We start from the raw sequence: 24,565 nt of genomic DNA on the forward strand, positions 1-24,565 counted from the left end.
GCGCCGAGGCCAGCGGCTCGGCGTCGGTGGCCGTCGGTGGCGACTTCCACCAGCAGACCCACCACTACTACTACCCGCCGGCAGCACCGGGCCCCGCCCCGACCGGCCTGCCCGGAGCCGGGACCGGCGAGGGCGCCGTGCGCTCCGGCACCGGCGGTGGGGCGGGACCCCGCGGCGCGGACGCGATGCCGCTGGACGTGGGCGACACGCTGGCCGGACGGGTCCACGAGCAGTGGAACGAGGCCGCGCTCCAGCGCAAGCTGCTCCAGGAGATCCCCATCCGGTGGACCCGCACCCTGCGCCCGGTCGCCGGTGAGACGGTGGTACCCGCGGACCCCGGCCGTCCGCGCCTCGTCCGGGCGGTTCCGGGCGCCACGGCACCCGGGGACCCCGCGGCGCACGAGGGCGGGATCCCCGAGCTCTTCTCCGTCTACAGCCGGGTCGCCTCCGGACGGGTCGTCGTGCTCGGCGCACCGGGCAGCGGCAAGTCCGACGCGGCGCTGCTGACCGTGCTGCGCGCCCTGGAGCACCGCAATGCGCTGCGCGACGGGACCGCCCGTGCCCAGTGCCCCGTCCCCGTGCTGCTGAGCATCGTGGGATGGGACGGCCAGGGCCTCACCGACTGGCTCGCCGCCTGCCTCGACGACGACTACCGGCTCGGCCGGAGGCAGGCGGAGGAGCTGATCGAAGCCGGCTGGATCTCGCTGTTCCTCGACAGCTTCGACGAGATGGCGGACGATCTGCGCGCGGCGGCGCTCCGCGAGATCGACCGCGCCGCCTACCGCGCGGTGATCTTCTCGCGGCCCGACGAGTTCGAGGCGGCGGTCGCCGACGGGCACCTCGTGGGCGCCGTCGCCCTGGAGCTGTCACCGGTGCCGGCGGACGCGGCCATCGACTTCCTGCGGACCCTGCCCCCGCTCGCTCCCCTGCAACGGCTGATCGGCCACCTCCGGAACGAGCCGGACAGCACGGTCTCCCAGGCGCTCACCACGCCGCTGACCCTCACCCTCGTACGCGACGCCTTCCCGCGGCGGCACATCGCCGACCTGGACGACATGCTCGCGCGGCGCTTCGCGTCCCGGCACGACGTCGAGAGGTACCTGCTCGGCCGGCTGGTGACGATCCGCTACCAGCAGCCGGCCTCCAGCACCTCCACCGCCTCCACCGCCTACGAGCCGGCGCAGGCGGTGCGCTGGCTCGGGTACGTGGCCGGCCGGATGAACAGGCAGGAGAGCTACGAGGAGGACGGCAGCCGGGTCGACGTCAGGACGTACAGCCTCGACTGGCGGCGGCTGCACTACTGGGCCTCGCCCTGGCCCCGCATCGCGATGACCGCGCTCCTCGGCGTGCTCGTCGCCGTGCCGGGCTGCGCGCTGGACTTCGGCCTCGGCCACGACTCGCTGCTGTGGGTGGAGGGTGTCCGGGGCGGGGCGCTGGTCGGGGGAGTCCTGGGCTTCCTGTTCGGGATCGCGGCGGGCACCATCGCGGAGCTCCGCGACCCGGTGCCGCGCTGGCGCAAGCGGCTGAACATCGGGAGGGGCCCGCGCCGGCGGCGCCTGCATCCGGCGGCCGGCGCGCTGGTCGCGCTGCCGGCGGTGTTCAACTCCGCCCCGCACTCCGCCGCGAGCTGGGCCATCGCGATCGTCAACGGCGTGACGACCGGGAGCCTGACGTCCTTCGCCGCGGCCCGCCTCTCCGCGGCACCGGGGTGGACCGGCTGGTCGCGGTGGAGGGGGCTGGGCTCCTGGCCGGTGCTGGCCGCCGCCGGACTGGGGGCGCTGGGCACGGGCCTGACCCAGCAGGACCGGTGGGGGCCGGTCGTCGCGGCCTGCATGGCGGTCTACACCGTCTCGATCGTGGTGGCGGCGCGGCCCGCCTCCCTCGTGGACCCGGTGACCGACCCCTACACCTCGTGGCGGCAGGACCGCAGGTACGCGGTGGTGTCGGGCGTGATCTTCGGCGCCTGCGTCGCGCTGGCCGTCGGCCTGGACAACCTGCGGCGCGGCGCGGAGGCCGGCGTCGGGTGGGGCACGCTCCCCTTCGTCGTCCTGGGCGCGGGCCTGCCGCTGACCTTCGCCGGCATGCTCACGGTCTCCGACTCCTCGCGGACCATCATGCTCTTCATCCAGCTGCGGCTGCGCCGGGAGTTCCCCCTGTCCGGCATGCGCTTCCTCAAGGACGCCTACGACCACCGCGTCTTCCGGGCGGAGGGTTCCCGCTACCAGTTCCGCCACGCCCTGCTCCAGGACGAGCTGGCCCGGGACCGGGACGGCGCGGAGCTCCCGTGAGGAAGGACACCCGCACCTCCATGTACTAACCAGTATGGTGAGGTATGGTGGTTTGGTTCAGGGTGTGTCGCGTGAGGGAGGAAGCGAGGTGCGGATCATGGAGGTGTTCGGCTCGGTCCACGAGGACTTCCTCGTGGATCTGCTCAACATGACCCCGGTGCTGGACGGGTCGCCGGTGGACCGCCTCGCCGACGACGACGGCGCCCGGGAGTGGCTGAGAGAGCACGGATCGGGTGCGTCCGGTGCCGATCTGCGCGAGTTGCGCCACGTCAGGGACGTCTTGCAGGGCGTGGTGCGGGGGCAGGAGGACCCCTCCTCGCTCCAGGGCTTCCTTGCCGGGGCGGCGTTCGTGCCCGTCGTCGCGGACGCCGGAGTGGAGTGGCGCCTGAAGGCCTCCGCCAAGCGGGAGGCGGCCGTCACGGCGGTGCTGGTCTGGGCGCACATACAGAGGACGAAGCCGGGGCGCCTGAGGGCGTGTGCGAACCCGGAGTGCCGGCGGTTCCTCCTCGACCGGAGCAAGCCCAACAGCGCACGGTGGTGCTCGATGGCCGTCTGCGGCAACAGGATGAAGGCGCGCAGGCACTACGCCCGCACCAAGGGGGCGGCGACCGCGGCGGACGTCACCGGGTAGGGGAGCCCGCGCTGGGAAACCGGTGCCGGGGGAGTCCGCGCCGGGAGAGTCCGTGCCGGTCAAATCCCCGCCGCGGGAATCCGCACCGGAAGGCTCGCCAGGATGCCAGAGGTGCCGGCCCGATCCCGGGACGGCACCTTGCGGACTGCGCGACGACCGCCGCCCCGTCACACGATCGGCTCTCCGCCGTCGATCCGGAGGCTCGTACCGGTCACGAATCCGTTGGTCATCGCGAAGATGACGGCCTCGGCGATGTCGTCGACCGTACCGATGCGCCGCACGGGGTTGCCCGCCTGCCGATCGGCGAACAGCTTCGCCTTCCTCTCCTCCCCGAGCGCGTCGTACGCGCCCGTGTCGACGGTCCCCGGCGAGATCGCGTTCACCCGCACGGGAGCCATCTCCACGGCCAGTGCCTTGGCGACGACGTCCGCGGCGGCGTTCGTCGCGGCGACGGCGAGCATTCCGGGCACCGGCTTGACGGCCGTCGAGCCCGAGAAGAGCGTCAGCGACCCGCCGTCGCGGATGCGGCCCTTGAAGTACTTGGCGAGGAGGATGGGGCCGGTCACCTTCGTGGCGAACGACGTCTGGACGGTGGCCTGTTCGAGATCCTCGACCAGGCCGCGAGCGCGCGCCGACGTCGTCGACACGACGTGGTCGACCTCTCCGACCCGTTCGGCGAGGGCCGCGATGGAGCCCTCGTCCGCGAAGTCGACCGTCTCCGCGGTGATGCCGGCGTCGTCGTAGGCGGCCTGGAGGCTCTGCCTGTCGCGTCCCGCGACGATGACGCGCGCTCCCGCGTCGCGCGCGGCGAGGGTGATGGCGCGTGCGATACCGCTTCCGCGCCCGACGACGAGTACCGACGCGTTCTGAAGCCGCGCTGCCATGGGGAACTCCTTCTGATCCGTAGATCACGACCCGAGTGCGTCCGGACGAGGACCGCATCTAACCCGTAAACGACCTTTTGATAGTTACAGTCAAACAGGATGAAGATAACCCGTCAAGTTTCTCGATGGGGTTAGGTGTGAGTGGCGCGCCCCCCTCTCGAAGCCTCGTCGGATAACCGTCAATGCGGGCTTGACTGGTTAGTCGACGCTCTGGTTTGATCTAACCACCGAAACAGATTTGAGGGGTTAATCATGGCGACGACTGTCCACCACCGGTACGAGACCGTGCAGGGCCGGCAGCTCTTCTACCGGGAGGCGGGGAACGCGGACGCGCCCACCATCGTGCTGCTGCACGGCTTCCCGACCAGCTCGTTCATGTTCCGGGGCCTCATCCCGATCCTGGCGGAGCGGTACCACGTGATCGCTCCCGACCACCTCGGCTTCGGCCTGTCCGACGCGCCGGGCGCCGACGAGTTCGACTACACCTTCGACGCGCTGACCGGCCTGACCAAGGGCCTGCTCGACCGGCTCGGCGTCACCCGCTACGCCCTCTACGTCCAGGACTACGGCGCCCCCATCGGCTGGCGCCTGGCGGTCGACGACCCGGACGCCGTCACCGCCGTCATCACCCAGAACGGCAACGGCTACGACGACGGCTTCGTCGAGGACTTCTGGAAGACCGTCTGGGCCTACCAGCGCGAGGGGACCGCGGAGACGGAGCAGGCCATCCGCGGCGCGCTCAGCCTCGACGCCATCAAGTGGCAGTACGTGACGGGTGTCGCGGACGAGAGCGCCGTCAGCCCCGACACCTGGCACCACGACCACCAGCTCGTCTCGCGGCCGGGCAACGACCTGGTCCAGCTCGCGCTGTTCCGCGACTACGCCACGAACCCGCCGCTGTACCCGAGCCTGCACGCCTACCTCCGCGAGCAGAGGCCGCCGCTGCTCGCCGTGTGGGGCAAGAACGACCTCATCTTCGGGCCCGCCGGAGCCGAGGCCTTTGCCCGGGACCTCCCGGACGCCGAGATCCACCTTCTGGACGGCGGGCACTTCCTCCTGGAGAGCGCGCTCGACGAGACCGCCGCGCTGATCGTCGACTTCCTCGACAGGAACCTCAAGGCCTGAACCGGAAGATCCGAACATCCAGTCAGTACGACACAGCACGACACAGCACCCCACGCGCGACACAGCACGACCAGCACCGCTCGACACGACACCGCGCGACTCGGCACCGCAGGGCACCGCACGACACGGCCGGCCGCCCGCCCGGGGCGGCCGGCCCCTCTCGGACACGGAAGGACGATCATGAACGGCGAAACGGCGGCAGAGGGCAGGACGCCCGTGGTCCTGGCCCATGGGGCGTGGGCCGACGGATCGAGCTGGAGCGAGGTCATCCGGCGGCTGCGCGCGCGGGGCGTCGACGCGTACGCCGCACCGCTGCCCCTCACCTCCCTCGGCGACGACGTGGCCGCCGTCGAGCGGCTGGCGCAGCGGGCCGGGAGCCCGGCGCTGCTGGTGGGGCACGCCTACGCGGGAGCCGTCATCGGTTCCGTGCCGGCCGAGCGGGTGAGCGGCCTGGTGTACGTGGCGGCGCTGGCCCCCGACGAGGGCGAGACCGTCGCGGACGTCTTCTACCGGGAGGCACCCCACGCGAAGGCGCCGGAACTCGCCCCGGACCCCGACGGATACGTCTGGTTGCCGGACGCCGCGTTCCCCGACGCGTTCGCGCAGAACGCCTCCGGCGAGGACCAGGACGTGCTGAGAGCCGTCCAGAGGCCCATCGCCATCGGAAGCATCACCACCCCCGTGGGAAGGCCGGCGTGGCGTGACCGCCCGAGCTGGTACCTGCTCGCGGAGGAGGACCGCATGATCCCGGCGGCGACCCAGCGCTTCATGGCGGAGCGGATGAACGCGACCGTACGGCCGGCGCCCACCGACCACACCCCCCTGGTCACCGCGCCCGACCTGGTGACCGGCCTGATCCTCGAAGCCCTGGAGGGCACGCGGAAGAACCGGTAGGCGCGCACCCGGCACCGCGGGCCCGGACCAATGAGCGTGCACCGCGCACCCTGGGTCGGGCAGGTAGGCGCGCCCCCCGAACCCTGGGCCGGGCCGGAGGAAGGGCACCCGTGCCGCCCGGGGACAATCTCGGCATGGAACATCGGACACCCCAAGGCGGGCCGGAGAACCCCGACACGAGAGCCGAGCTGATCGCCGATCCCCACGGGGTCTACGCACGGCTGCGCGAGGCCGCCCCCGTCCACCGGATCGCGGGCACGGACGGGCGGCCCGCCTGGCTGGTCACCCGCTACCAGGACGTCCGCCAGGCACTCGCCGACCCCCTGCTCTCCCTGGACAAGGCGAACGCCCGCGCGGGCAACTACCAGGGGCTAGCCCTGCCGCCCGCGCTGGACGCGAACCTCCTCAACATGGACCCGCCGGACCACACCCGCATCCGCCGCCTGGTGTCGCAGGCGTTCACGCCGCGCCGGGTCGAGGGCCTGCGCGAGCCGATCCGGCGGACCGCCGACGCGCTGCTGGACGCCATCGCCCCCCAGGGCAGGGCGGACCTGATCGCGGCGTACGCGGCACCCCTGCCGATCAGCGTCATCTGCGATCTGCTCGGCGTCCCCGCCCACATCCGCGGGGACTTCCGCGCCTGGACCGACGCCATCATCGCGCCGGACCCGGCACGACCCCGTGCGGCGAAGGAAGCGGTCGGCAGCATTCTCGCGTTCTACACGGAGCTGATCGCGGACAAGCGCGAGAGCCCGGCCGACGACCTGCTGTCCGCCCTGGTCACCGCACACGACGAGGGGGACACGCTCAGCGGGGACGAGCTGGTGTCCCTCGCGTTCCTGATCCTCTTCGCCGCCTACGAGAACACCGTCCACCTCATCGGCAACGCCGTGCTGGCAGTCCTGGAGCACCCCGACCAGCTCGCCGCGCTCCGGGCGGAACCGCGGCTGCTGGAGGGCGCCGTGGAGGAGTTCGCCCGCTACGACGGCCCTGCCCCGGTCGCCATCCGCCGCTTCGCCAAGCAGGACGTCACCATCGGCGGTGTCACCATCCCCGCCGGGGAGACGGTCCTGCTGTCGCTGGCCTCGGCCAACCGCGACCCGGGCCGCTTCCCCGACCCCGAACGGCTCGACGTCACCCGCGACGCCTCCGGCCACCTCGCCCTCGGCCACGGCATCCACTACTGCGTCGGCGCCCCGCTGGCCCGGATGGAGACGGAGATCGCCCTCGGCGCGCTGCTGGACCGCTTTCCGCGGCTCTCGCTCGACGCACCCGAGACCGGACTCCGCCGGCGCCCGACGATGCGCTCCCGCGGCCTGCTCGCACTCCCCGTGCGCTTCTGACCGGGCAGGGGAGGACCCGACCGGGGTCCTCCCCTGCCGGGCCGGTAGGTCCGGCCGGGCGGTCCGGCCGGGCGGGTCAGGTCCGCGGGGCGGGTCTGCGGGGCGGGCTCGCAGCGGACGAACCGAGCGGCCGCGCCCGCTCTCGACACGTCCGCCCGCCTCACCCCGCGGGCTTCCGCTCCAGCGCCGCCCGCCCGGCGTCGTAGCTGACGAGCGCCGCGCCGACCGCCGCCGCGACGGTCACCTCGAAGACCTCCTCCTCCGAGTGGCCGGCGGCGGTGAGCCGGTCCACGTCGGCGCCGGTGATCCGGTACGAGTCGCCGCGGACCGCCGCGGCGTAGGACTGCCACGGTTCGGGAAGCGGGTCGCCGGCCGCGGCGGCGGCGCGCAGGGCCGGGTCGGTGGCGGCGGGCGCCTCCAGCACGGCGTGGCGCAGGTCGGCCACGACGTCACCGCGGGCGGCCGGGGGACCGCCGGCGAGCAGGAAGGACGGGAAGCGGTAGCCGAACCGGTGCAGCGCGCGGGTGCCGCTGTGCAACTGCCCCTCGCGGAGGACGAAGCCGAACGCGTTGGCCAGGCGGTTCACGATGTTCCACACCAGGGTGACGCGCAGCGCGTCCCGCAGTGCCTGCTCGGGCAGGCCGGCGACCAGGGCCGTGGCCTCGGCGGTGTCCGCACGGTCCGGGGCCCGGCCGGCCAGGTCCAGGAACTCCAGGGCGGCGCGCAGCTCGGGCCGGGCAGAGGCCGGATCGTCCGGGTCGATCTCGCCGTGGCCCGCGATGCGGGTGAGCTCGGTGTGCGAGTCGATGCAGAACGGGCACCGGTGCAGCCGTGCCGTGCACATCGCGAGGTACTCGCGCTCTCCCGCGGTCCAGTAGGACGGCCCGCGCATCGCCCCGGCGGTGAGGTCCAGCAGCGGACGGGTGAGGAAACCGGGCCGGTACAGCAGCATCTTCACGATGTCCGGGCTCTCCACGCGCGACGTCGCGGAGGTCAGTGCCATGAACACCCTGGCGCGGCGACGGTGGCCGTGGTCGAGGATGGACAGTCTCATCGGGGCTCCGTCACGTCGAGGTCGTGGAGCCGGCCGGCGAGGAAGCGCCGGTCGGCGGGGTTGGCGGCCAGTTCGTGGGCGCGCCGGTACGCCGACGCGGCCTCCGCGGTGCGGCCGAGGCGGCGCAGCAGGTCCGCGCGGGTGGCGTGCAGGAGGTGGTAGCGGTCGAGCCCGTCGATGACCGTATCTCGACACCCCGGCCCCACGATCCTCCCCGGATCCGGGGAATCCGGGGAATCCAGGGGCTCCAAGGGATGCAGGGGATCCAGGGGATCGAACGGAGCCACCGCCACAGGCCGTGAACCGGCTACCGGCCGTAACCGCTACAGCCCGAAGAGGGGCCCTTCGGCGCCCGCGGGCTCGTTCTCGGGGATCTCCAGGGGCTGCTCGGTCCAGATGGTCTTGCCCTGGGTGGCGTAGCGGGCGCCCCAGCGGGTGGTGCACTGGGCGACGATGAAGAGTCCCCGGCCGCCCTCGTCGGTGCCGCCGGCGCGCATCAGGCGCGGCTGGGTGTTGCTGGGGTCGCTGACCTCGCAGATGAGGACCTCGTCGCGCAGCAGCCGGACCCTGATCGGGCCCCAGGCGTAGCGGACGGCGTTGGTGACCAGCTCGCTGACGACGAGTTCCGCGGTGAAGGCGAGCTCCGGCAGGCCCCAGTCCCGGAGCTGGCGGGAGGCCGCCACCCTGGCCTCGCCCACCGAGGCGGCCTCCGCGGGGAACTCCCAGGCGGCCACGGAGGCGGGGTCGACGGCGTTGATCCTGGCCAGCAGGACGGCGATGTCGTCGCGGGGTTCGGTGCGGTCGGCGGCCTCCAGCAACTCGTCACCGATCTCTTCGAGCGAGCGCCCCTCGCGGTACAGCTCCGCCAGCCGCTGCTTGACCCGGTGCACTCCGTCTCCGTTGGCGTAGGGGTCGAGTTCGAGGAGTCCGTCGGTGAAGAGGGCGAGGATGCCGCCGGGTTCGAGGGTGAGGGTGGTGGATTCGTAGGGCATGCCGCCGACGCCGAGGGGTGGTCCTGGTGGGACGTCGAGTTGTTCGGTGGTGCCGTCGGGTCGTACGAACAGGGGTGCGGGTTGTCCTGCGCTGGCGAAGGTGCATTGGCGGGTGGTGGGGTCGTAGACGGCGTAGAGGCAGGTGGCGCCGCTGGTGTCGCTGCGGTTGGTGGGTGTTTCGGCGGCGAGTCGTTGGACGAGGTCTTCCATGTGGCCGAGGACTTCGGCGGGGTCGAGTTCGAGGATGGCGAAGTTCTGTACGGAGGTGCGCAGGCGGCCCATGCCGGCGGCGGCGGGCAGGCCGTGGCCGACGACGTCGCCGACGACGAAGGCGACGCGCAGCGAGGGCAGCTCGATGACGTCGAACCAGTCCCCGCCGACCCCGGCCGCGGCGCCCGGCGGGCCCGCCCCCCGCCCGCCGCCGGCCGGGACATAGGCCCCCACGGAGTACGCGGCGGTCACGTCGGTGACCGCACGCGGCAGCAGCCGCTCCTGGAGGCCGAGCGCGGTCCTGTGCTCGTAGGCGTACCGGCGGGCGTTGTCGATGCCGAGGGCCGCCCGCGAGCTGATCTCGCCGAAGAGCTGGAGCTCGTCGTCCTCGAAGGCGGGGGAGCGGGAGGTCCGCCACCCGGTGACGCTGCCGAGCATCATCCCGCGCGCGAACAGCGGCGACACCACGAGCGAGTGCGCGTCGTCGGGCACCAGCAGCCGGACCAGCTCCTCGTCCTCCTCCAGCGACTCGATGACGTCCTGCCTGGTCATGACGATGGGATGGCCTGCCTGGATCTCCTGCAGCGCGCGGCTGTCCGGCAGCGGGGGATACACGTCGTCGACAGCGAGCATGTCCTCGGGCCATGTGTCGTGGGCCGCGACGGCGGCGCGGAGCAGGGGGGTGTCCCCGCTGACGTAGGGGGTGAGCTGGTCGCCGGTGAGCACGGACCGGGTGAGGTCCACGGTCACCACGTCGGAGACCTCGTGGACGACGTCCGCGAGCGCCTGCGCCGCGCGGCGGACGTCGAGGGAGAAGCCGATCCGGCTCGCGGCGCTGTGCAGCAGCTCCCGCTGCTGGCGGATGCGCTCCTGCTGGGTGACGTCCTCCACGACCACGGCGACCCCCGACGGCTCGCCCCCCGCCTTCTCCAGGCGGAACGCGGACACCGAGACCGTCCGGTCCTGCGGCGGCGTCTGCCGGGAGCGCCACAGGTGCTGCCGCGAGATCACCGGTACGCCGGTCCGCAGCACCTCCGAGAGCAGCGCCTCCGCCTCGGCGGAGTCGCGGGCCCACACCACGTTCTCGAAACGGTCGCCGCGCGCCATGGTGGGGAGGCCGAACATCTCGAAGGTGATGTTGGTGCGTTCCAGCCGCAGGTCCGTGTCGCGCAGGGCGATGCCGATCCGGTCCTGGTCGAGCAGCGCCCGCAGCAGCGCGATCCCCTGCCCCCACTCGACGGCCAGGTCCGCCGGCACGAAGTGGATCAGCGAGGCGCCCGCCGGTTCGGTCAACCGCTCGGCGTGGAACGTCACCTCCAGGTCCGTTCCGTCCGCGTGCCGCAGCCGGGTGTGGCCCTCCCCCGGGCCGGGCAGCCGCTCGGCCTCGCCCGGGCCCCACTGCGCGCCGGCCGCGAGGAGCTCGCTCAGGGGCCGGCCCGAGACGGCACCGGCGGGCCGGCCCAGCAGCCGCGCGGCCTCGTCGGACCATCCCGTGATCACCCCCGCGCCGTCGACGAGGACCGTCGCGAGCCCGGAGAGGCAGAATCCCTGGTCGTCCGGCGGTCCGACGGACACGTCCATCGTCAGCTCCTGACGGGGGACAGAACGGAACAATCTCGTTCATTGTAGTGGTGATGTATATCGCGGCCGTGCGGCGAGCGTCCGCCGTGGCGCCGTCGGGCACGGCTTCACTGTCGGTGAGCCTCCGGGTCCCTCCGGTCACCATCCGGGGAAGAGCGCCGGCACGGGCGGACCATGCGATCCCCGCCGCCCGCCGGGGATGGCCGGTCACGAGTTGTGAGCGTCGTGGGCGCCGGTTACCACCGATTTCCGGTGGGTCATCCCGAACCGCAACAGCGCGGAACGGAGTTCCTGGAACGGTACGGAACGGGAGAAGGCGGTGCCGTGCCGCATCCTCCCCGCGCTCACCGCAACAGAGGAACGGCCATGGCCGACAGCGACGCGTCGACATCACGGGTGTGGTTCGTGACGGGGACGTCCTCGGGCATGGGACGTGCCGTCGCCCGCGCGGCCCTCGCCCGTGGCGACCGCGTGGTGGCCACCGCCAGGGACACGTCCGCGCTGGACGAGCTGGCCGGCGGGTCCCCCGGCAGGGTGCTCCCCGTGGAACTCGACGTCCGCGACGAAGCGGCGGCCATGCGGGCGGCACGGAGAGCGGTGGAGGCGTTCGGCCGGATCGACGTGGTCTTCAACAACGCGGGATACGCGCTGGTGGGATCGGTGGAGGGCACGACCGACGCGCAGGCCAGGGCCATGTCCGACACGGGGTTCTTCGGCGTGCTGAACGTCCTGCGCGCGGTGCTCCCGGTGATGCGGCGGCAGCGTTCGGGGCACGTGCTGAACATGTCGTCCATCTTCGGGCACATGTCCTTTCCGGCGACCGGACTGCTCTCCGCCGTCAAGCAGGCGGTGTGCGGCTGCACCCAGGCCATGGCGGCCGAACTCGCCCCGCTCGGGATCGGTTTCACGCTGGTCGAACCCGGCGGTCTCAGGACCGGCTTCCTCCCCAACTGGGTCGAGGCCGAGCACGCCATCGACGACTACGAGCAGAGCGTGGGCCCCGCCCTCGAACTCCTGAGGAACCTGCCACCGGAGGCGGTGCAGGAGGTGGACGAGGTGGCCGCGGCCATCCTGGACGCGGTCGACGCGGAGCGGCCTCCCTTCCACCTCGTCCTGGGGGAGTGGGCCGACGGCATCATCCGCGAGGAGCTGCACAGCAGGCTGGGCGACCTGGCGCGGTGACCCGTGCGGAGCCGTGGGGCCCCGTGGGGACCGGTCAGCCGGCCAGGAGTGCGGCGAGCTCGGCAGGGCGGCCCAGGTGGGGGAAGTGGCCGCCGCCGGGCAGGGTGATGACGGAGACGTCGGGCAGGAGCCCCTCCAGCCACCGCCGGTACCCGGGCGGCACCTCCTCGCCCGCCACGTGGTGGTACGCGACCCCGTTCTCCCGGATGGCCCGCATGTTGCCGGCCCGTTCCTCGGCGAGCTCGTCCGCCGAGGTGTCCAGGAGCTCGCTCCAGTAACCGAGGAGCAGGTCCTGCCGGGGCCTCATCGTCGTCCGGATCAGATCCTGGGCGGCGGGCGGCAGCAGTTCGGTCCGCATGCCGGAGAACAGGCGGTTCCACACCTCCTCCCAGGCCGTGCCGCGCAGGTCGCCCTCGGCCTGCCGCAGCAGCTGCGCGAAGGGGCCGGCCAGCAGCGGCTGGTCGATGTTGACGACACCGGCGGCCGGGTAGGCGCCGGCGTAGGCCGTGGCCAGGGCGCCGCCGAGCGAGTGCCCCACCACGACCGGCGGGGCCAGCCCCGCCTCGCTCACCGCCCCGTGGACGACCGCGGCGACGTCGGGGAGGCGGTAGGAGTCCCGCCGCGGCGAGTTGCCGTGCCCAGGCAGGTCGAAGGAGACGACCTGCCGTTCCGGGGCGAGGACCGCGAGGTTCTCCAGCACCGGATCCCACTGCCGGCGGTCGAAGGACAGGCCGTGCAGGAGGACCAGCGGGGGACCGTCACCTGGTGCGCCGTAGAGGTCGGCGGCGAGACCGCCGAAGAAGCCGCGTTCCGAGACTCGCATGTGCGTCCCCCAGGGTGCTGGGTGCCTACCGGGAGGCACGCGTTCGAGGGTGCGGGCCGCCCGTGGCGCGGGTCACGCCCGCCCGCCGCCATTGGATCATGTTTTACGCGCCCGTCCCTGGTGACCCCGGAAGGACGACTCCGCGACCGTCACGATGGGAGAGGCTCATGCGCCTGCGCACGCTCCTTCCGGGGCACCTCGGCTTCGGATCCGCCCCCTTGGGAAACATGTACCGGGACATTCCCGAGGACGAGGCGTACGCGACCATGGCCGCGGCCTGGGACCACGGGGTCCGCTACTTCGACACCGCCCCCTTCTACGGCGCCGGTCTCGCGGAGATGCGGGCCGGCGCGTTCCTGTCGCGGCAGCCCAGGGACTCCTTCGTGCTGTCGACCAAGGTGGGCCGCGTCGTCCTCGACGAGACGGAGACGCCCGCCGAGCGCGATCTCGGCGAGAAGGGCGGGATCTTCGAACACGGCCGGCCCAACAAGATGGTCACCGAATACACCGCGGACGCCACGGAGAAGTCGCTCGAGGACAGCCTCGAACGGCTCGGCGTCGACCGCCTCGACATCGTCACCGTCCACGACATCGCGCAGGACTTCCACGGTGACGCATGGCTGCACGTGTTCGACACGGCCCGCACCGGCGCCTTCCGGGTGCTGTCCCGGCTCCGCGACGAGGGCGTCATCAAGGCATGGGGCATCGGCACCAACCGCACCGAGCCGATCGAGCTGACCCTCGCGCTCGACGAGCCGCGGCCCGACGGGTTCCTGCTGGCCGGCCGCTACACGCTGCTCGACCACGCCCACGCCCTCCAGCGCCTGCTGCCGATGGCCGAGAAGCAGGGGGTGGAGATGATCGTCGGCGGGCCGTACAACTCGGGCGTGCTCGCCGGCGGATCGCACTTCGAGTACCAGAAGGCGCCGGACGAGATCGTGGAGCGCGTCCACCGCATCGGCGACATCGCCGCGCGCCACGGCATCTCCGTCAAGGCGGCGGCCCTGCAGTTCTCCCTGGCCCATCCGGTCAGCACGGCCGCCATCCCCGGCGCGACCCGGCCGAGCCGCATCCCCGAGGACCAGGCGGCCGTCCGCGAGGAGATCCCGGCCGCGTTCTGGGCCGAGATGCGCGAGGCCAACCTGATCAGCCCCCACGCACCGCTGCCGGGCGGCGCCTGAGCGCCGCGGACACCCCCGTACCCGCCTCACGTACCCCCGAGGAGAGCGCGATGGCATCGACATCGGTGAGCCGCGTCGTCCAGGCCTCGCCCGAGCGGGTGTGGCAGCTCGTCGGCGGCTTCCACGCCCTGCCCGACTGGCTCCCCTACATCCCGCAGAGCACCCCGCGCGAGGGCGGCCGGGTGCGCCGCCTGCGCAACAGCGACGGCGGGACCATCGTCGAGCGCATGGTGGAGTTCAACGACCAGGAGCGCCACTACTCCTACGCCATCGTCGAGGCACCCTTCCCCGTCAGCGGCTATCTGGCGACGCTGCGCGTGTACGCCGTGCGCGGTGAGGAGGGGGCGGCCGAGGTGGTGTGGAGCGGCCGGTTCACCCCGGAGGGCGCGAGCGAGGCCGAGGTCGTCGACCTCTTCACCGGCATCTTCTCCGACGGGCTCGACGCCCTGGACGAGGCGGTGGCGCGATAGCGGCGGTCGCGGACGCCGCTCGCGCTGGTTTGCGGGCTCCCCGGCCGGGCAGCCGCGCCGCATGGGATTCTTCCAGAAGCTGAAGCGGAAGCGGGCCGAACAGGTCGAGCAGCGGCGTGCGGACGCCATAGCCAAGGCGATGGCCCGGGGAGCCACCCCCGAGGAGGCGCGCAAGGCCGGGGAGCGGGCGGCGCGGGGCAACACCAACGCCGCCATCACCGGCGCGATCAACAGCTGACGGCTGCGGGGCCGGCCGGCGGGTCGGCCGGGGGGACGGACCCGAGGGGCGGTCTCGTCGTGGCTGCTCGCTCCCGCACTGCCTTGAAGGTGTGGGACGTGCCCCCCACGTCCACTCCGCGTCCTTTCATACGGGGCGCGCCGTACGGGGCTTCCCTAGGGAGCCGCTACACGAGGGCGCGCCTCGACCAGGGGCGCGCCCTCCCCTGACCGCCGCCACCCCGGTGACCGCGGACGGCTGCGGGCAGCCGTGGCCGTGTCCTAGCGCGACACGGCGCCGTGCGCGAGAAGGCTCCTCGCGCAGTCGAGCACGGTCTCGCGCGCGGGCCGGGGCCGCCAGCCCAGGACCCGCTGGGCCTTCTCGGTGCTGTGGCGGTTGCGGCGGCCGAGCGACGGGGTGATCTCGCGCAGCGAGGGATCGCGGAACCGCGCCGCGAGGCGCACCACGACGTCCGGGATCTGCCGGGTGGCCACGCGCGCCCCGTCGGAACCGAGCTCCGCGCGCAGCAGCCGGGCCATGTCCCGCATCCACATCAGCTCGCCCGTGGCCAGGAAGCGCTCGCCGGCGGCCTCGGGTGCCGTCATGGCCCGCAGGTGGGCGTCGACGACGTCGCGCACGTCCACGACTTCGAGGCCGATGCGCGGCACGCCGGGCATGGCGCCGGAGAGCATGCGCCCGACGATGCCCACGGAGCCGATGGTGTCCACCGACAGGATCGGGCCGAACACGGCGCCGGGCAGCACCGTCGCCAGTTCGACCGCGCCGGGCCGCTCGCGCACGAAGTCCCACGCCGCCAGCTCGGCCAGCGTCTTCGAGCGGCGATAGGGGATGAGCGCCGGATCCTCCGGGTCGGTCCACAGCTCCTCGCCGGTCACGCCCTCACTCGCGTACGACGACGGGCTGGCCGCGTTCGCCGCCGAGGTCAGCACGGCCCGCTTCACCCCGGCGGCGGTGGCCGCGCGCAGCACGCGCAGGGCGCCGTCACGGGCCGGCGCGATCAACGTGTCGGGGTCGTCCCCGCCGGCGCCGCCGAGCGGGGAGGCCACGTGCAGGACGCGGTCGACGCCCTCCATGGCCGCGTCCCAGCCGTCGTCGGACGTCAGGTCCGCGACGGCGAAGCCGAGCCTGCCGGCCGGATCGACGGCGGTGGACACGGCCTCGGTGACCGCCCGCTCCTTCTGGGGCGTGCGCACGGTCGTGCGCACCTCATAGCCGCGCCGCAGGAGCTCGACGATGCACCAGCCCGCGATGTAGCCGGTGCCACCGGTGACCAGAACCCTCTCGGACATGGCTGTCCTCCACGTATCGGGGTGTGCGAGAATAACCGGAAGCCCTTCCGGTACGCCTCCGAACGTACCGGAGACCCTTCCGCTTCGCAACAGCCCTCCTGGCGGCCCCCTGGACTGCCTCCCGACAGCCCTCTGGAACGGACCACACCCCCGTGACCTCTCCACAGCAGGAACCGGCCCCCCGCAGGGCGAGGGCGCCGAAGCCGAAGCGATCCGACGCGCGCGACAACCGGGAGCGGATCCTCGCCACCGCGGCGACGGAGTTCGCCGGCTCACCAGAGGTCTCCATGACCGCGCTCGCCAAGCGCGCGGGCGTCGGCGTGGGCACGCTCTACCGGCACTTCCCCACCCGGGACGCGCTCGTCGTCGCGGTCTACAACCAGGAGATCCAGAAGCTCATCGCCCTCGCGCACGCCCTGGCCGCGGAACATCCGCCGCTCGTCGCCCTGTGCCGCTGGTTCGAGGAGGTCGCGTCCTACGGCCGGCTCAAGTACGGGGTGGCCGAGATCATCCACGCCGCCACCAACGGCGGCCTGGACGACGAGAACTACGAGCCCTTCCTGGGCGCCATCGCCGTCCTGCTGGACGCGGGCACGGCCGAGGGGGCGCTGAAGCCGGGCATCGACCCCGAGGACGTGCTCCTCCAGCTCAGCGTGCTGTGGCGGATCCCGCCGGGAAGCGGTGCCGAGGAGCGCGCGGCACGCATCCTCGACCTGGTCGTGGACGGCCTCAGGGCCCGGCCGGCGGGGGAATAGGGGGCTGCCGGCCGGCCGGGCTGCCTTCCGGCGTGGCTGCCTGCCGACTCCCCGTGGGCCGGCCGGTCGCGGGGCGCGCGACCGGTGGGGCGGTGGGAGCGGCCTGCCGGCCCGGTGGCCGGCCCGATGGCCTGGTGACGCGTGGCCGCCGGCTCATCGGGCCGGGCCCGGTTCAGGGTCGTCCTCGACGCGACGGCCGCCTGGATGGCGGGCGCCGCCGCGAGCCGCGCGCCCTCTTGCCGACGGGTGCTCGGGTGCGGGCTCGGTTCGGATGGGCTCGGCTCTCCCTGCGGCGAGCCGGTGCCTCCGGCCGGATCACCGCACCCCGCTGATCCTCCGCAGCATCTCCAGGAACTGCTCCCGCTCGGCTGCCGACAGCGGGGCCAGGAGTTCGTCGTTGGCCCGTTTCCCCGCCGTCGTGCACTCCTCAAGGCGCCGCTCGCCGTCAGGGGTGAGGCTCACCGCGTTCTTGCGGCGGTCGGCCGGGTCGGGGCGCCGCACGACGAGGCCCGCCGCCTGAAGGTCGTTGAGGACGCCGACCATGTCCTTCGGATCGAGCGAGACCGTCCTGCCCAGTTCGGCCTGGGCGAGTGGGCCGAGGTCCGCGACGGCCGCGAGGACGACGTGATGCCACATCTTCATGTCGTGTCGCGCGAGTGCCTCCGCGACCAGGCCGCGTCCACGGGCCGCCGCCCGGCCGAGGAGCCAGCTCGGGAGGGCGCGGATGCGGCTGGGCGCCGGGGGGTTCTCCGCCATGCGCGGCAGCATAGCGAGAAAACGTTGGACTTCCCAACGACCTTCTCTGTACCCTGGGGTCGCGAGGTCGTTGGGATCACCAATGAATCCTGAATGTGGCGGATCCTGAGAGTGCCGGGAGGCTGTGGCGCATGCGGCGCATTCGGTACGAACATGCCGGCGGACCGGAGACCCTGTTCCTGGAAGACGTTCCCGTCCCCGAGCCAGGAGCCGGTGAACTGCTCGTCAGGACCGAGGCGATCGGTGTCACGCTCCCCGTCGTGCGCAAGGTGCGCGAAGGTCCGCTGCCCATCCCGCTCGGCGGCGAGATCGCGGGTGAAGTGGTGCGCGTCGGCGAAGATGTGAGCGGATACGCGCCGGGCGACCGGGTCGCCGGCCTCTGCTTCGGCCACGGGTATGCGGAGTACGCGCTGCTGCGCACCGCGATGGCGTCGGCCATCCCGGCGGGCGCCTCCGCCAAGGATGCCGTCGCGCTGGTCCGCAGCGGTGCGGTGGCGCTCGGCGCTCTGGAGGCCGCGCGCCCGGAGAAGGGCGAGTCGGTACTCGTCACCGCGGCGGCGAGCGGGGTCGGCCATCTCGCCGTCCAGATCGCCCGGCTGAGGGGTGCCTCACGTGTCGTAGCCGCCGTGGGCGATCGGGCCAAGGCCCGCTTCGTCCGCTCCCTCGGCGCCGATGCCGTGGTGACCTACGGACAGGAGGGCTGGGGCGAGCCGGTCGACATCGTGCTCGACGCGGTCGGCGGCGACGTGCTCACACCCGCTGTCAGGGCTCTCGCGCCCGGGGGGCGGTTGGTCGCCTACGGTTCGGGCGGCGGCACGATCGAGGCGTTCGACCTCCTGGTGGGCGGCAGGTCGGCCATCGGGTTCCAGGTGGGGATGGTGGCCAGGAACCGGCCGGAGCGGTACGCGGGGTGGACGGGGGAACTGTGGAGGCTGTTCGGCGAGGGTGCGCTGCGGCCGATGGTCCACGGGGAGTTCGCCCTCGCGGACGCGGCGCGAGCGCACGCGACGATCGAGGGCCGGGCCAATCGGGGAAAGGTCGTCCTGGTGCCCTAGGTGTTCTGTCCACGGAGGTTGGTGACGGACGCCACGGCTGAGCGATCTTGAAATAGGTGAGGGCCTTCTGGCTCGGTGTGGATTGCGACATCTGCACCGGCGACCAGAAAGGCCCTCGTGCCCCACCGTAATGCACCCCTGACCGAGACAGGACGACTGCGGCTGGCCCGCTGCGTCGTGGAAGACAACTGGCCCCTGCGCCGGGCCGCGGAACGCTTCCAGGTCTCGCCGACAACGGCACAGCGGTGGGCCGACCGCTACCGCAGGCTCGGCGAGGCGGGCATGACCGACCGCTCCAGCCGCCCGCACGCCAGCCCACGCCAGACGTCGACACGTACCGAGCGGCGGATCATCAAGGTGCGCGTACTGCGCCGCTGGGGCCCCGCACGGATCGCGAGCCTTCTGCGGCTGGCGCCCTCCACCGTGCACCGGGTACTCACCCGCTACGGCCTGGCCCGCCTCACGCATCTGGACCGGGCCACCGGCCGCGTCATACGCCGCTACGAACGCGCCAGGCCCGGCGAGCTCGTCCACGTCGACATCAAGAAGCTCGGCAATATCCCCGACGGTGGCGGCCACAAGATCCTTGGCCGCCAAGCGGGCCGCAAGACCCGCTCCGGCGTCGGCTACAGCTACCTGCACACCGCCGTCGACGACCACTCCCGCCTGGCCTACAGCGAGATTTTCACCGACGAGAAGAAAGAGACCGCCGTCGCCTTCTGGATCCGGGCGCAGGCGTTCTTCGCCTCGTGCGGGATCACCGTCGAGCGCGTGCTGACCGACAACGGCTCCTGCTACAAGTCCCGTCTGTGGCGCGATGCCCTGGCGGCGGCCGGGATCACCCACAAGCGAACCCGGCCCTACCGACCCCAGACGAACGGCAAGGTCGAACGCTTCAACCGCACCCTGCTCGATGAGTGGGCCTACGCCCGCCCTTACCGCTCAGAGCAGGAACGACGCGACGCCTTCCCTGACTGGCTGCACACCTACAATCACCACCGCGGACACACCGCGCTGAAAGGCCAACCACCCGCCAGCCGCGTCCCCAACCTCACAGGGCAATACACCTAGGCCGTGTCCGGCGGATCTTCGTGGGCCCGCGACGCCCGGCACCGCACCTCGCCGCGTTGTCGGAGTCATCCGGGTACGCCCAGTACGAGGACGATCCTCCGCCTTGCGATGCACGGCACCAGACGCCGCAGGCTGATCCACGAAGATCCGCCGGACACGACCTAGGGGCAATGCCGTTCGGTTAGCCGTATGGCGTGCTTGGCAATGGGTTGATCGCGATGTGGACGGTGGTTCTGTGGGTTCGGTGGTCGATGTCTCGGCCGACGGCGCGGTACTTGGAGTTGATCGCTCGTTTCTTCACGCGGGGCCGGGTTCGGTTGCGGCGGGCGGGCAGGAGGTCGTCGAGGATGGCGGTGCCGATCCGGCCGACGAGGTCGATCCGGGTGTGCGCGACGATGCCGGCGGCCCGGACGATCTGGTCTCGTGCTGCGTGGAGTGCGACGGTGAATGCTGCACGATCGGGGTCGATGTCGGGCCGGTGCAGGACGGCGTCGCTCATCGCGGTGCGTAATGCCTGGTAGGCGACCAGCAGTGCCCAGGTTTCCTGGGTGACGGCTGCTGGATGGCGACCACGGAGGACCCTGCCGCCGAGGATGGTCGACTTCAGCTCGCAGTAGCTGGTCTCGATCTCCCAGCGTTCGTGGTAGAGCCTGGCCAGGGCGGCCGCGGGTGCCTCGTCGGGGTCGAGGAGGCTGGTGACGAGCCGGTAGGCGCAGTGGGTGACGGTGCGTATGGCGGCGTGGTCCGCGGGGGTGACGGTGATCGTCGCGTCGATGACGCGGACGGTGACCTCGCCGATGCGGGAGAGGAACGTGCCGTCCGGCAGACGACGCAGGACCGGTAGCTTGAGTGCTGTGCTGTGGGTCTTGGCGCGTATGAGGAAGTCCGCGCCCGTGGAGGCGACCGTTTCCACGAAGGCGGTGGCCGAGAAGTTCCGGTCGCCCAGCAACAGCATCCCGGGCCGGAGTGTTCCGGTCGCGCCCGCGGTGGTGACCAGGCGGTCGGCGTAGGTCAGCTCCCCGGTCAGATCGGTGCCGAAGACGGCGTCTAGGAGGGTGCGGGTCCCGCAGGCCACCAGTGCGACCAGGCGCAGCATGGGGTAGCCGGCCGGCCCGTTCGGCCCGGCCTTCGCCTTCAGGAACACTGACAGGTTCGCGGGTGTGTCCGGCAGGGCGATCTGGGTGCCGTCGATTGCGACCACCAGCCTGCCCGCGAACCGTGCCGCCTGTGTCGCGGTCACTGCCGCGGGGCCTTTGACCAGGTCGAATAGGGCCTTCAACGGCTTGGGGCCCACCCGTCGCATCGCAGCCGTGATCGATGAAGGCGCCGGTGCGGGCAGCCGTAGGGGCAGCGAGGCCGTCAGCCGGGACCAGACCCGTGACCAGCCCAGGCCGGTGAACAACGCACCTGCGAGGAGGAGGTAGACCACCACCCGGGACGGCAGCCGCCGTATCCGAAGCTGCGGACCACCCGCGGACGCGAGTGCCTCGTCGACGAGGTCGAACGGAACAACCTGGGTCAACTCGCCCAGGTGCCCCACGGCCAGCACACCGGGAGCATGCGTAATGACAGAATCAGACACTGCAGCCCTTGTGGAGGAACACGAGTCTTGGCGGACCCGAGAACCACTACAAGGGCTGCACCCACACCACCAGCCGAAACGCCGAGACTTGCGCCACCGGTCGAACCCTTAACCGAACGGCATTGGACCTAGGGGCTGTCGCCGCCGGCGGAGGTTCGGTGCGGTCTGCGCAGACGACGCCCCGGCCAACTACAGCTCGGACCACTCAGACGGACCGGTGGCCGAACGCTCGGCCGCCTGATCGCCCACCGCATGAGGGCCGGGTGCCGTGAGGGCGCCCGGCCCTCCGCCGTGCGCACCGGCACAGTTTATACAGGCAAGGCTGTACAGATAAGCCTGTGCACATTACCGTGGACGGCATGAGCGAGAACCCGGCCCCGTCGGCCCCGCCCCCGTCGTCCGCGGCCCTGTCGCCCTCCGCGGTGCAGGCGTCGCGCGAGGTCCGGGCCGTCATCAGCCGCCTGCGGCGCCGCATCCTGAAGGCCTCCGAGGTCGAGGACATCACCCTGGGCCAGGCCTCCGCCCTCGCCCGCCTCTCCGACAAGGGCGGTGTCACGGCGAGCGAGCTGGCCTCGGCCGAAGGGGTGCGGCACCAGTCGATGACGGCGACGGTCGCCTCGCTCGCCGCGATGGGGCTGGTGGAGCGGAGCCCCGACCCGGGCGACGGGCGGCGGCTGCTGATCACGCTGACCGCGGAGGGCCAGCGCCGGGTGGAGGAGGGCCGGCAGGCCCGGACGGAATGGCTCGCCGGCCAGTTGCAGGACAGGTGCACCGAGGAGGAACGCCGGGCCGTGATCGCCGCCATGGCCGTCCTCGGGCGGTTGACCCGTGACTGAGGCGAGGACGGACGGCATACGGGAGGCCGGCAAGCCCGGGTTCGACCGGCGGCTGCTGCCGCCGATGATGCTGGGCTCGGTCCTGAACCCGATCAACTCGACGATCATCTCCGTCGCGCTCATACCCATCGCCAGGGCCCTGGGCGCGCCGCCCTCGCAGACCGCGTGGCTGGTCTCCGCCCTCTACCTGGCCACCTCGCTCGGGCAGCCGGTCGTGGGCCGGCTCATCGACATCTTCGGGCCGCGCAGGCTCTTCCTCATCAGCACCGCCCTCGTCGGCGCCGCCGGTGTCGTCGGCACCCTGGCACCGAACCTGGGGGTGCTGATCGCCGCGCGCGTCCTGCTCGGCTTCGGCACCTGCGCCGGCTATCCCGCCGCGATGGCGCTGCTGCGCAGCGAGGCCAGGCGCACCGGACGGGACAGTCCGGGCGGGGTGCTGACCGCTCTCGCGGTCGCCAACCAGACCATCGCCGTCATCGGCCCGCTGCTGGGCGGCCTGCTGATCGCGGTCGGCGGCTGGCGCGCCACCTTCGCGCTGAACGTGCCGCTGGCCGTCGCGGCCGTGCTGCTCGGGCTGTGGCGGTTGCCCGCGTCGGCCGGAACGGGCGAGTCCCCGCAGCGCGGCCGGCTGGCCGCGCAGCTCGACCTGCCGGGCATGGGCCTGTTCGCCGCGACGCTCGTCTCGCTGCTGCTCTTCCTGATGAACCTGCACGTGAGCAACTGGTACCTGCCGCTGATCACCGCCGCCGCGGGGGCCGCGTTCGCGGTGCGGGAGCTGCGGGCCGCCACGCCCTTCATCGACCTGCGGGTGCTCGGCGGCAACACACCGCTCGTGGCCACCTACGGCCGCGCGCTCGTCGCGTACGTCGTCGCCTACTCCTTCCTCTACGGCTTCAGCCAGTGGACCGAGGAGGGCTACGGGCTCACGCCCTTCCACGCCGGGCTGGCGCAGATCCCCATGTTCCTGGCGGCGATCGGCATCTCGATCGTCTCCGGGCGCCACAGGGGCGTGCGCGGGAAACTGCTCCTGGGCGCCGCCGGACAGATCGTCGCCTGCCTGGTGATCCTGACGCTCACCGGGAAGAGCCCGATATGGATGCTGCTCGTGGTCGCCCTGATCTTCGGCGTCCCGCAGGGGCTGAACAACCTGGCGTTGCAGAACTCCGTCTACTTCCAGGCCGATCCCGCCCGCACCGCCTCCTCGGCGGGCCTGCTGCGCACCTTCGCCTACCTCGGCTCGATGGTCGCCTCCTCCGCGACCGCCGTGTCCTTCGGGCAGCGCGCGGACACCGGCGGCATGCACGAGCTGGCCTGGGTCATGCTCGCCGCCGGCGTCCTCTACCTCCTGCTGACCCTCTTCGACCGCACTCTCGGCCGCGCGGCGGCGGACGCCCAGGCGGCGAACGAGGCGTCCTGAGCGGCTGCGTGCGGGCGGGGCGAGTCGTTCAGCGGCGGCGTGTACCGCTCGCGCCGCCCGCACCCCGGGCCGGCTCCCGGCCGCCCGCGCCCCGGGCCGGCTCCCGGCCCGCGAACCCCGCGCCGCGTGCGGTTCGCGGGGCGAGCCGGGTGCTGAAGACGGCGAGGAAGGGGTTGGCCCGGTACTCCTTCCAGAACTCCCGGCCGCGGCGGCGCACGGCGTCCTCGGGGACGGTCAGCGGCAGCCAGGAGAACTCCGTGAACCCCGCGTCCCGCGCGGCCCGGTCGTACATCTCGGCACGGGCGAACTGCGCCGGGAAGTGGATGGCGGGGGACGTGTGGGCGGTCGCCTGCACCTGCGTGCCGAACGGGGTCTCTCCGACCGGTACGAACGACCATCCGTACCGCGGCGACGACGGTCCGCCGAAGTCGAAGTCCGGGTTCTGCGTGGCGCCCACGAAGCGCCGCCCGGGTGCCAGGTTCCGGGCCACGGAGGACAGCATCGCGGTCAGGGTCACCAGATCGGCGGCGTAGTTGAGGAGCCACGCGCCGGTCGCCAGGTCGAAGCGGCCGAGAGCGGGCAGATCGGTGGCGTCCCCCACCTGGTAGTCGATGCCGAGCGGCTCCTCGTGCTCCTGCCGGCGTGCCATCTCGACCATCGCGGCGGACAGGTCGACGCCGAGGCAGCGGCCGGCGCCGCGGCGGCGCAGCTCGCGCGTGTAGTGGCCGGTCCCGCAGGCGAAGTCGATGACGCGCATGCCGGTCACATCGCCGCAGGCGTCCAGCACCGAGGCGTCCTCCGCCTCGGCCGCGGGAAGGGACTTGACGTCCTGGTAGTGGCCGCCGATCGAGTCGTAGGCGGATGGACTCTCCGTGCCCCCGAGAGGCGAAGCGTGGCTGCTCATCGGG

At 72.5% G+C, this 24,565-nt stretch carries 23 protein-coding genes; 14 read left to right on the forward strand and 9 right to left on the reverse strand.

The window, feature by feature from the left end; genetic code table 11:
- The first annotated feature begins 26 nt into the window (after positions 1-26).
- Both Sm713_RS12950 and Sm713_RS12955 read left to right on the forward strand, forming a co-directional pair.
- The gene (locus Sm713_RS12950; RefSeq protein WP_212909782.1) at positions 27-2,288 is read left to right on the forward strand and encodes a hypothetical protein; all 2,262 of its coding nucleotides are present in this window, start codon (positions 27-29) and stop codon (positions 2,286-2,288) included.
- A 97-nt stretch (positions 2,289-2,385) separates the two neighbouring features.
- Entirely contained in the window at positions 2,386-2,919 is a 534-nt protein-coding gene (locus tag Sm713_RS12955) for a CGNR zinc finger domain-containing protein (RefSeq protein ID WP_212911972.1), read from the forward strand.
- Between the two features lie 167 nt (positions 2,920-3,086).
- Here the strand turns inward: Sm713_RS12955 and Sm713_RS12960 are convergent, their stop codons facing one another.
- Positions 3,087-3,803: an SDR family oxidoreductase gene (locus Sm713_RS12960; RefSeq protein ID WP_212909783.1), complete on the reverse strand. Its 717-nt coding sequence runs from the start codon at positions 3,801-3,803 to the stop codon at positions 3,087-3,089.
- A 252-nt stretch (positions 3,804-4,055) separates the two neighbouring features.
- Between Sm713_RS12960 and Sm713_RS12965 the strand changes: the two genes are divergently transcribed.
- The 3 genes from Sm713_RS12965 to Sm713_RS12975 all read left to right on the forward strand — a co-directional run bounded on the left by Sm713_RS12965 (position 4,056) and on the right by Sm713_RS12975 (position 7,165).
- Positions 4,056-4,928: an alpha/beta fold hydrolase gene (locus tag Sm713_RS12965; RefSeq protein WP_212909784.1), complete on the forward strand. Its 873-nt coding sequence runs from the start codon at positions 4,056-4,058 to the stop codon at positions 4,926-4,928.
- 180 nt (positions 4,929-5,108) lie between these two features.
- Positions 5,109-5,822, forward strand: a complete 714-nt coding sequence (locus tag Sm713_RS12970) for an alpha/beta fold hydrolase (RefSeq protein WP_212909785.1) — start codon at positions 5,109-5,111, stop codon at positions 5,820-5,822.
- A gap of 134 nt (positions 5,823-5,956) precedes the next feature.
- Entirely contained in the window at positions 5,957-7,165 is a 1,209-nt protein-coding gene (locus tag Sm713_RS12975; protein ID WP_212909786.1) for a cytochrome P450, read from the forward strand.
- 160 nt (positions 7,166-7,325) lie between these two features.
- Here Sm713_RS12975 and Sm713_RS12980 read toward each other — a convergent pair whose 3' ends face one another.
- The 3 genes from Sm713_RS12980 to Sm713_RS12990 all read right to left on the reverse strand — a co-directional run bounded on the left by Sm713_RS12980 (position 7,326) and on the right by Sm713_RS12990 (position 11,002).
- Positions 7,326-8,219, reverse strand: a complete 894-nt coding sequence (locus tag Sm713_RS12980; RefSeq protein WP_212909787.1) for a carboxymuconolactone decarboxylase family protein — start codon at positions 8,217-8,219, stop codon at positions 7,326-7,328.
- The gene (locus Sm713_RS41645; RefSeq protein WP_212912239.1) at positions 8,216-8,470 is read right to left on the reverse strand and encodes a hypothetical protein; all 255 of its coding nucleotides are present in this window, start codon (positions 8,468-8,470) and stop codon (positions 8,216-8,218) included. The genes Sm713_RS12980 and Sm713_RS41645 overlap by 4 nt, the downstream gene beginning before the upstream one ends.
- A gap of 72 nt (positions 8,471-8,542) precedes the next feature.
- The gene (locus Sm713_RS12990; RefSeq protein WP_212909788.1) at positions 8,543-11,002 is read right to left on the reverse strand and encodes a SpoIIE family protein phosphatase; all 2,460 of its coding nucleotides are present in this window, start codon (positions 11,000-11,002) and stop codon (positions 8,543-8,545) included.
- 366 nt (positions 11,003-11,368) lie between these two features.
- Between Sm713_RS12990 and Sm713_RS12995 the strand changes: the two genes are divergently transcribed.
- Positions 11,369-12,184, forward strand: a complete 816-nt coding sequence (locus Sm713_RS12995) for an SDR family oxidoreductase (protein ID WP_212909789.1) — start codon at positions 11,369-11,371, stop codon at positions 12,182-12,184.
- Between the two features lie 34 nt (positions 12,185-12,218).
- Here Sm713_RS12995 and Sm713_RS13000 read toward each other — a convergent pair whose 3' ends face one another.
- Positions 12,219-13,007 (reverse strand): alpha/beta fold hydrolase, encoded by a 789-nt coding sequence (locus Sm713_RS13000; RefSeq protein WP_212909790.1) that lies wholly within the window; start codon positions 13,005-13,007, stop codon positions 12,219-12,221.
- Positions 13,008-13,174: 167 nt separating this feature from the next.
- Between Sm713_RS13000 and Sm713_RS13005 the strand changes: the two genes are divergently transcribed.
- From Sm713_RS13005 to Sm713_RS13015, 3 genes are all read left to right on the forward strand, one after another.
- On the forward strand, positions 13,175-14,188 hold the full coding sequence (locus tag Sm713_RS13005; RefSeq protein WP_212909791.1) for an aldo/keto reductase: 1,014 nt from the start codon (positions 13,175-13,177) through the stop codon (positions 14,186-14,188).
- A gap of 50 nt (positions 14,189-14,238) precedes the next feature.
- A complete protein-coding gene (locus tag Sm713_RS13010) occupies positions 14,239-14,658 on the forward strand; it encodes an SRPBCC family protein (protein WP_212909792.1) in 420 nt (139 codons plus the stop codon).
- A gap of 61 nt (positions 14,659-14,719) precedes the next feature.
- Positions 14,720-14,896: a hypothetical protein gene (locus Sm713_RS13015; protein WP_212909793.1), complete on the forward strand. Its 177-nt coding sequence runs from the start codon at positions 14,720-14,722 to the stop codon at positions 14,894-14,896.
- 260 nt (positions 14,897-15,156) lie between these two features.
- Here Sm713_RS13015 and Sm713_RS13020 read toward each other — a convergent pair whose 3' ends face one another.
- Positions 15,157-16,185 (reverse strand): NAD-dependent epimerase/dehydratase family protein, encoded by a 1,029-nt coding sequence (locus Sm713_RS13020; protein WP_212909794.1) that lies wholly within the window; start codon positions 16,183-16,185, stop codon positions 15,157-15,159.
- A 152-nt stretch (positions 16,186-16,337) separates the two neighbouring features.
- Here Sm713_RS13020 and Sm713_RS13025 point away from each other — a divergent pair, with 152 nt between their 5' ends.
- Entirely contained in the window at positions 16,338-16,940 is a 603-nt protein-coding gene (locus Sm713_RS13025; protein ID WP_212909795.1) for a TetR/AcrR family transcriptional regulator, read from the forward strand.
- 315 nt (positions 16,941-17,255) lie between these two features.
- Here Sm713_RS13025 and Sm713_RS13030 read toward each other — a convergent pair whose 3' ends face one another.
- Positions 17,256-17,696: a MarR family winged helix-turn-helix transcriptional regulator gene (locus Sm713_RS13030; protein ID WP_212909796.1), complete on the reverse strand. Its 441-nt coding sequence runs from the start codon at positions 17,694-17,696 to the stop codon at positions 17,256-17,258.
- Positions 17,697-17,827: 131 nt separating this feature from the next.
- Here Sm713_RS13030 and Sm713_RS13035 point away from each other — a divergent pair, with 131 nt between their 5' ends.
- A complete protein-coding gene (locus Sm713_RS13035; RefSeq protein WP_212909797.1) occupies positions 17,828-18,751 on the forward strand; it encodes a zinc-binding dehydrogenase in 924 nt (307 codons plus the stop codon).
- A 117-nt stretch (positions 18,752-18,868) separates the two neighbouring features.
- Positions 18,869-19,822: an IS481 family transposase gene (locus Sm713_RS13040; protein WP_212909798.1), complete on the forward strand. Its 954-nt coding sequence runs from the start codon at positions 18,869-18,871 to the stop codon at positions 19,820-19,822.
- A 181-nt stretch (positions 19,823-20,003) separates the two neighbouring features.
- On the opposite strand, the gene Sm713_RS13045 is transcribed toward Sm713_RS13040, so the two are convergent.
- On the reverse strand, positions 20,004-21,404 hold the full coding sequence (locus Sm713_RS13045; protein WP_249416017.1) for an IS4 family transposase: 1,401 nt from the start codon (positions 21,402-21,404) through the stop codon (positions 20,004-20,006).
- 359 nt (positions 21,405-21,763) lie between these two features.
- On the opposite strand from Sm713_RS13045, the gene Sm713_RS13050 reads away from it, so the two are divergent.
- Together Sm713_RS13050 and Sm713_RS13055 are read left to right on the forward strand one after the other, a co-directional pair.
- Complete coding sequence (locus tag Sm713_RS13050) at positions 21,764-22,240, forward strand: MarR family winged helix-turn-helix transcriptional regulator (RefSeq protein ID WP_212909799.1); 477 nt, start codon at positions 21,764-21,766, stop codon at positions 22,238-22,240.
- On the forward strand, positions 22,233-23,657 hold the full coding sequence (locus tag Sm713_RS13055; protein WP_212909800.1) for an MFS transporter: 1,425 nt from the start codon (positions 22,233-22,235) through the stop codon (positions 23,655-23,657). Before Sm713_RS13050 ends, Sm713_RS13055 begins: the two co-directional genes overlap by 8 nt.
- 28 nt (positions 23,658-23,685) lie before the next feature.
- On the opposite strand, the gene Sm713_RS13060 is transcribed toward Sm713_RS13055, so the two are convergent.
- Positions 23,686-24,561 (reverse strand): class I SAM-dependent methyltransferase, encoded by an 876-nt coding sequence (locus tag Sm713_RS13060; RefSeq protein ID WP_212909801.1) that lies wholly within the window; start codon positions 24,559-24,561, stop codon positions 23,686-23,688.
- Between the last annotated feature and the right edge of the window lie 4 nt (positions 24,562-24,565).

This window comes from Streptomyces sp. TS71-3 (assembly GCF_018327685.1).
In the GTDB taxonomy this organism is placed as follows: Bacteria; Actinomycetota; Actinomycetes; order Streptomycetales; family Streptomycetaceae; genus Streptomyces.

Bases quoted from the DNA above. Each gene is read 5' to 3' on its own strand.
- Sm713_RS12960 (WP_212909783.1), bottom strand. From the start codon at position 3,803: ATGGCAGCGCGGCTTCAGAACGCGTCGGTACTCGTCGTCGGGCGCGGA.
- Sm713_RS13035 (WP_212909797.1), top strand. From the start codon at position 17,828: ATGCGGCGCATTCGGTACGAACATGCCGGCGGACCGGAGACCCTGTTC.
- Sm713_RS13030 (WP_212909796.1), bottom strand. From the start codon at position 17,696: ATGGCGGAGAACCCCCCGGCGCCCAGCCGCATCCGCGCCCTCCCGAGC.
- Sm713_RS12995 (WP_212909789.1), top strand. From the start codon at position 11,369: ATGGCCGACAGCGACGCGTCGACATCACGGGTGTGGTTCGTGACGGGG.
- Sm713_RS13010 (WP_212909792.1), top strand. From the start codon at position 14,239: ATGGCATCGACATCGGTGAGCCGCGTCGTCCAGGCCTCGCCCGAGCGG.
- Sm713_RS12975 (WP_212909786.1), top strand. From the start codon at position 5,957: ATGGAACATCGGACACCCCAAGGCGGGCCGGAGAACCCCGACACGAGA.
- Sm713_RS13050 (WP_212909799.1), top strand. From the start codon at position 21,764: ATGAGCGAGAACCCGGCCCCGTCGGCCCCGCCCCCGTCGTCCGCGGCC.
- Sm713_RS12980 (WP_212909787.1), bottom strand. From the start codon at position 8,219: ATGAGACTGTCCATCCTCGACCACGGCCACCGTCGCCGCGCCAGGGTG.
- Sm713_RS13060 (WP_212909801.1), bottom strand. From the start codon at position 24,561: ATGAGCAGCCACGCTTCGCCTCTCGGGGGCACGGAGAGTCCATCCGCC.
- Sm713_RS13015 (WP_212909793.1), top strand. From the start codon at position 14,720: ATGGGATTCTTCCAGAAGCTGAAGCGGAAGCGGGCCGAACAGGTCGAG.
- Sm713_RS12990 (WP_212909788.1), bottom strand. From the start codon at position 11,002: ATGGACGTGTCCGTCGGACCGCCGGACGACCAGGGATTCTGCCTCTCC.
- Sm713_RS13020 (WP_212909794.1), bottom strand. From the start codon at position 16,185: ATGTCCGAGAGGGTTCTGGTCACCGGTGGCACCGGCTACATCGCGGGC.
- Sm713_RS12970 (WP_212909785.1), top strand. From the start codon at position 5,109: ATGAACGGCGAAACGGCGGCAGAGGGCAGGACGCCCGTGGTCCTGGCC.
- Sm713_RS13000 (WP_212909790.1), bottom strand. From the start codon at position 13,007: ATGCGAGTCTCGGAACGCGGCTTCTTCGGCGGTCTCGCCGCCGACCTC.
- Sm713_RS12955 (WP_212911972.1), top strand. From the start codon at position 2,386: ATGGAGGTGTTCGGCTCGGTCCACGAGGACTTCCTCGTGGATCTGCTC.
- Sm713_RS12965 (WP_212909784.1), top strand. From the start codon at position 4,056: ATGGCGACGACTGTCCACCACCGGTACGAGACCGTGCAGGGCCGGCAG.
- Sm713_RS13005 (WP_212909791.1), top strand. From the start codon at position 13,175: ATGCGCCTGCGCACGCTCCTTCCGGGGCACCTCGGCTTCGGATCCGCC.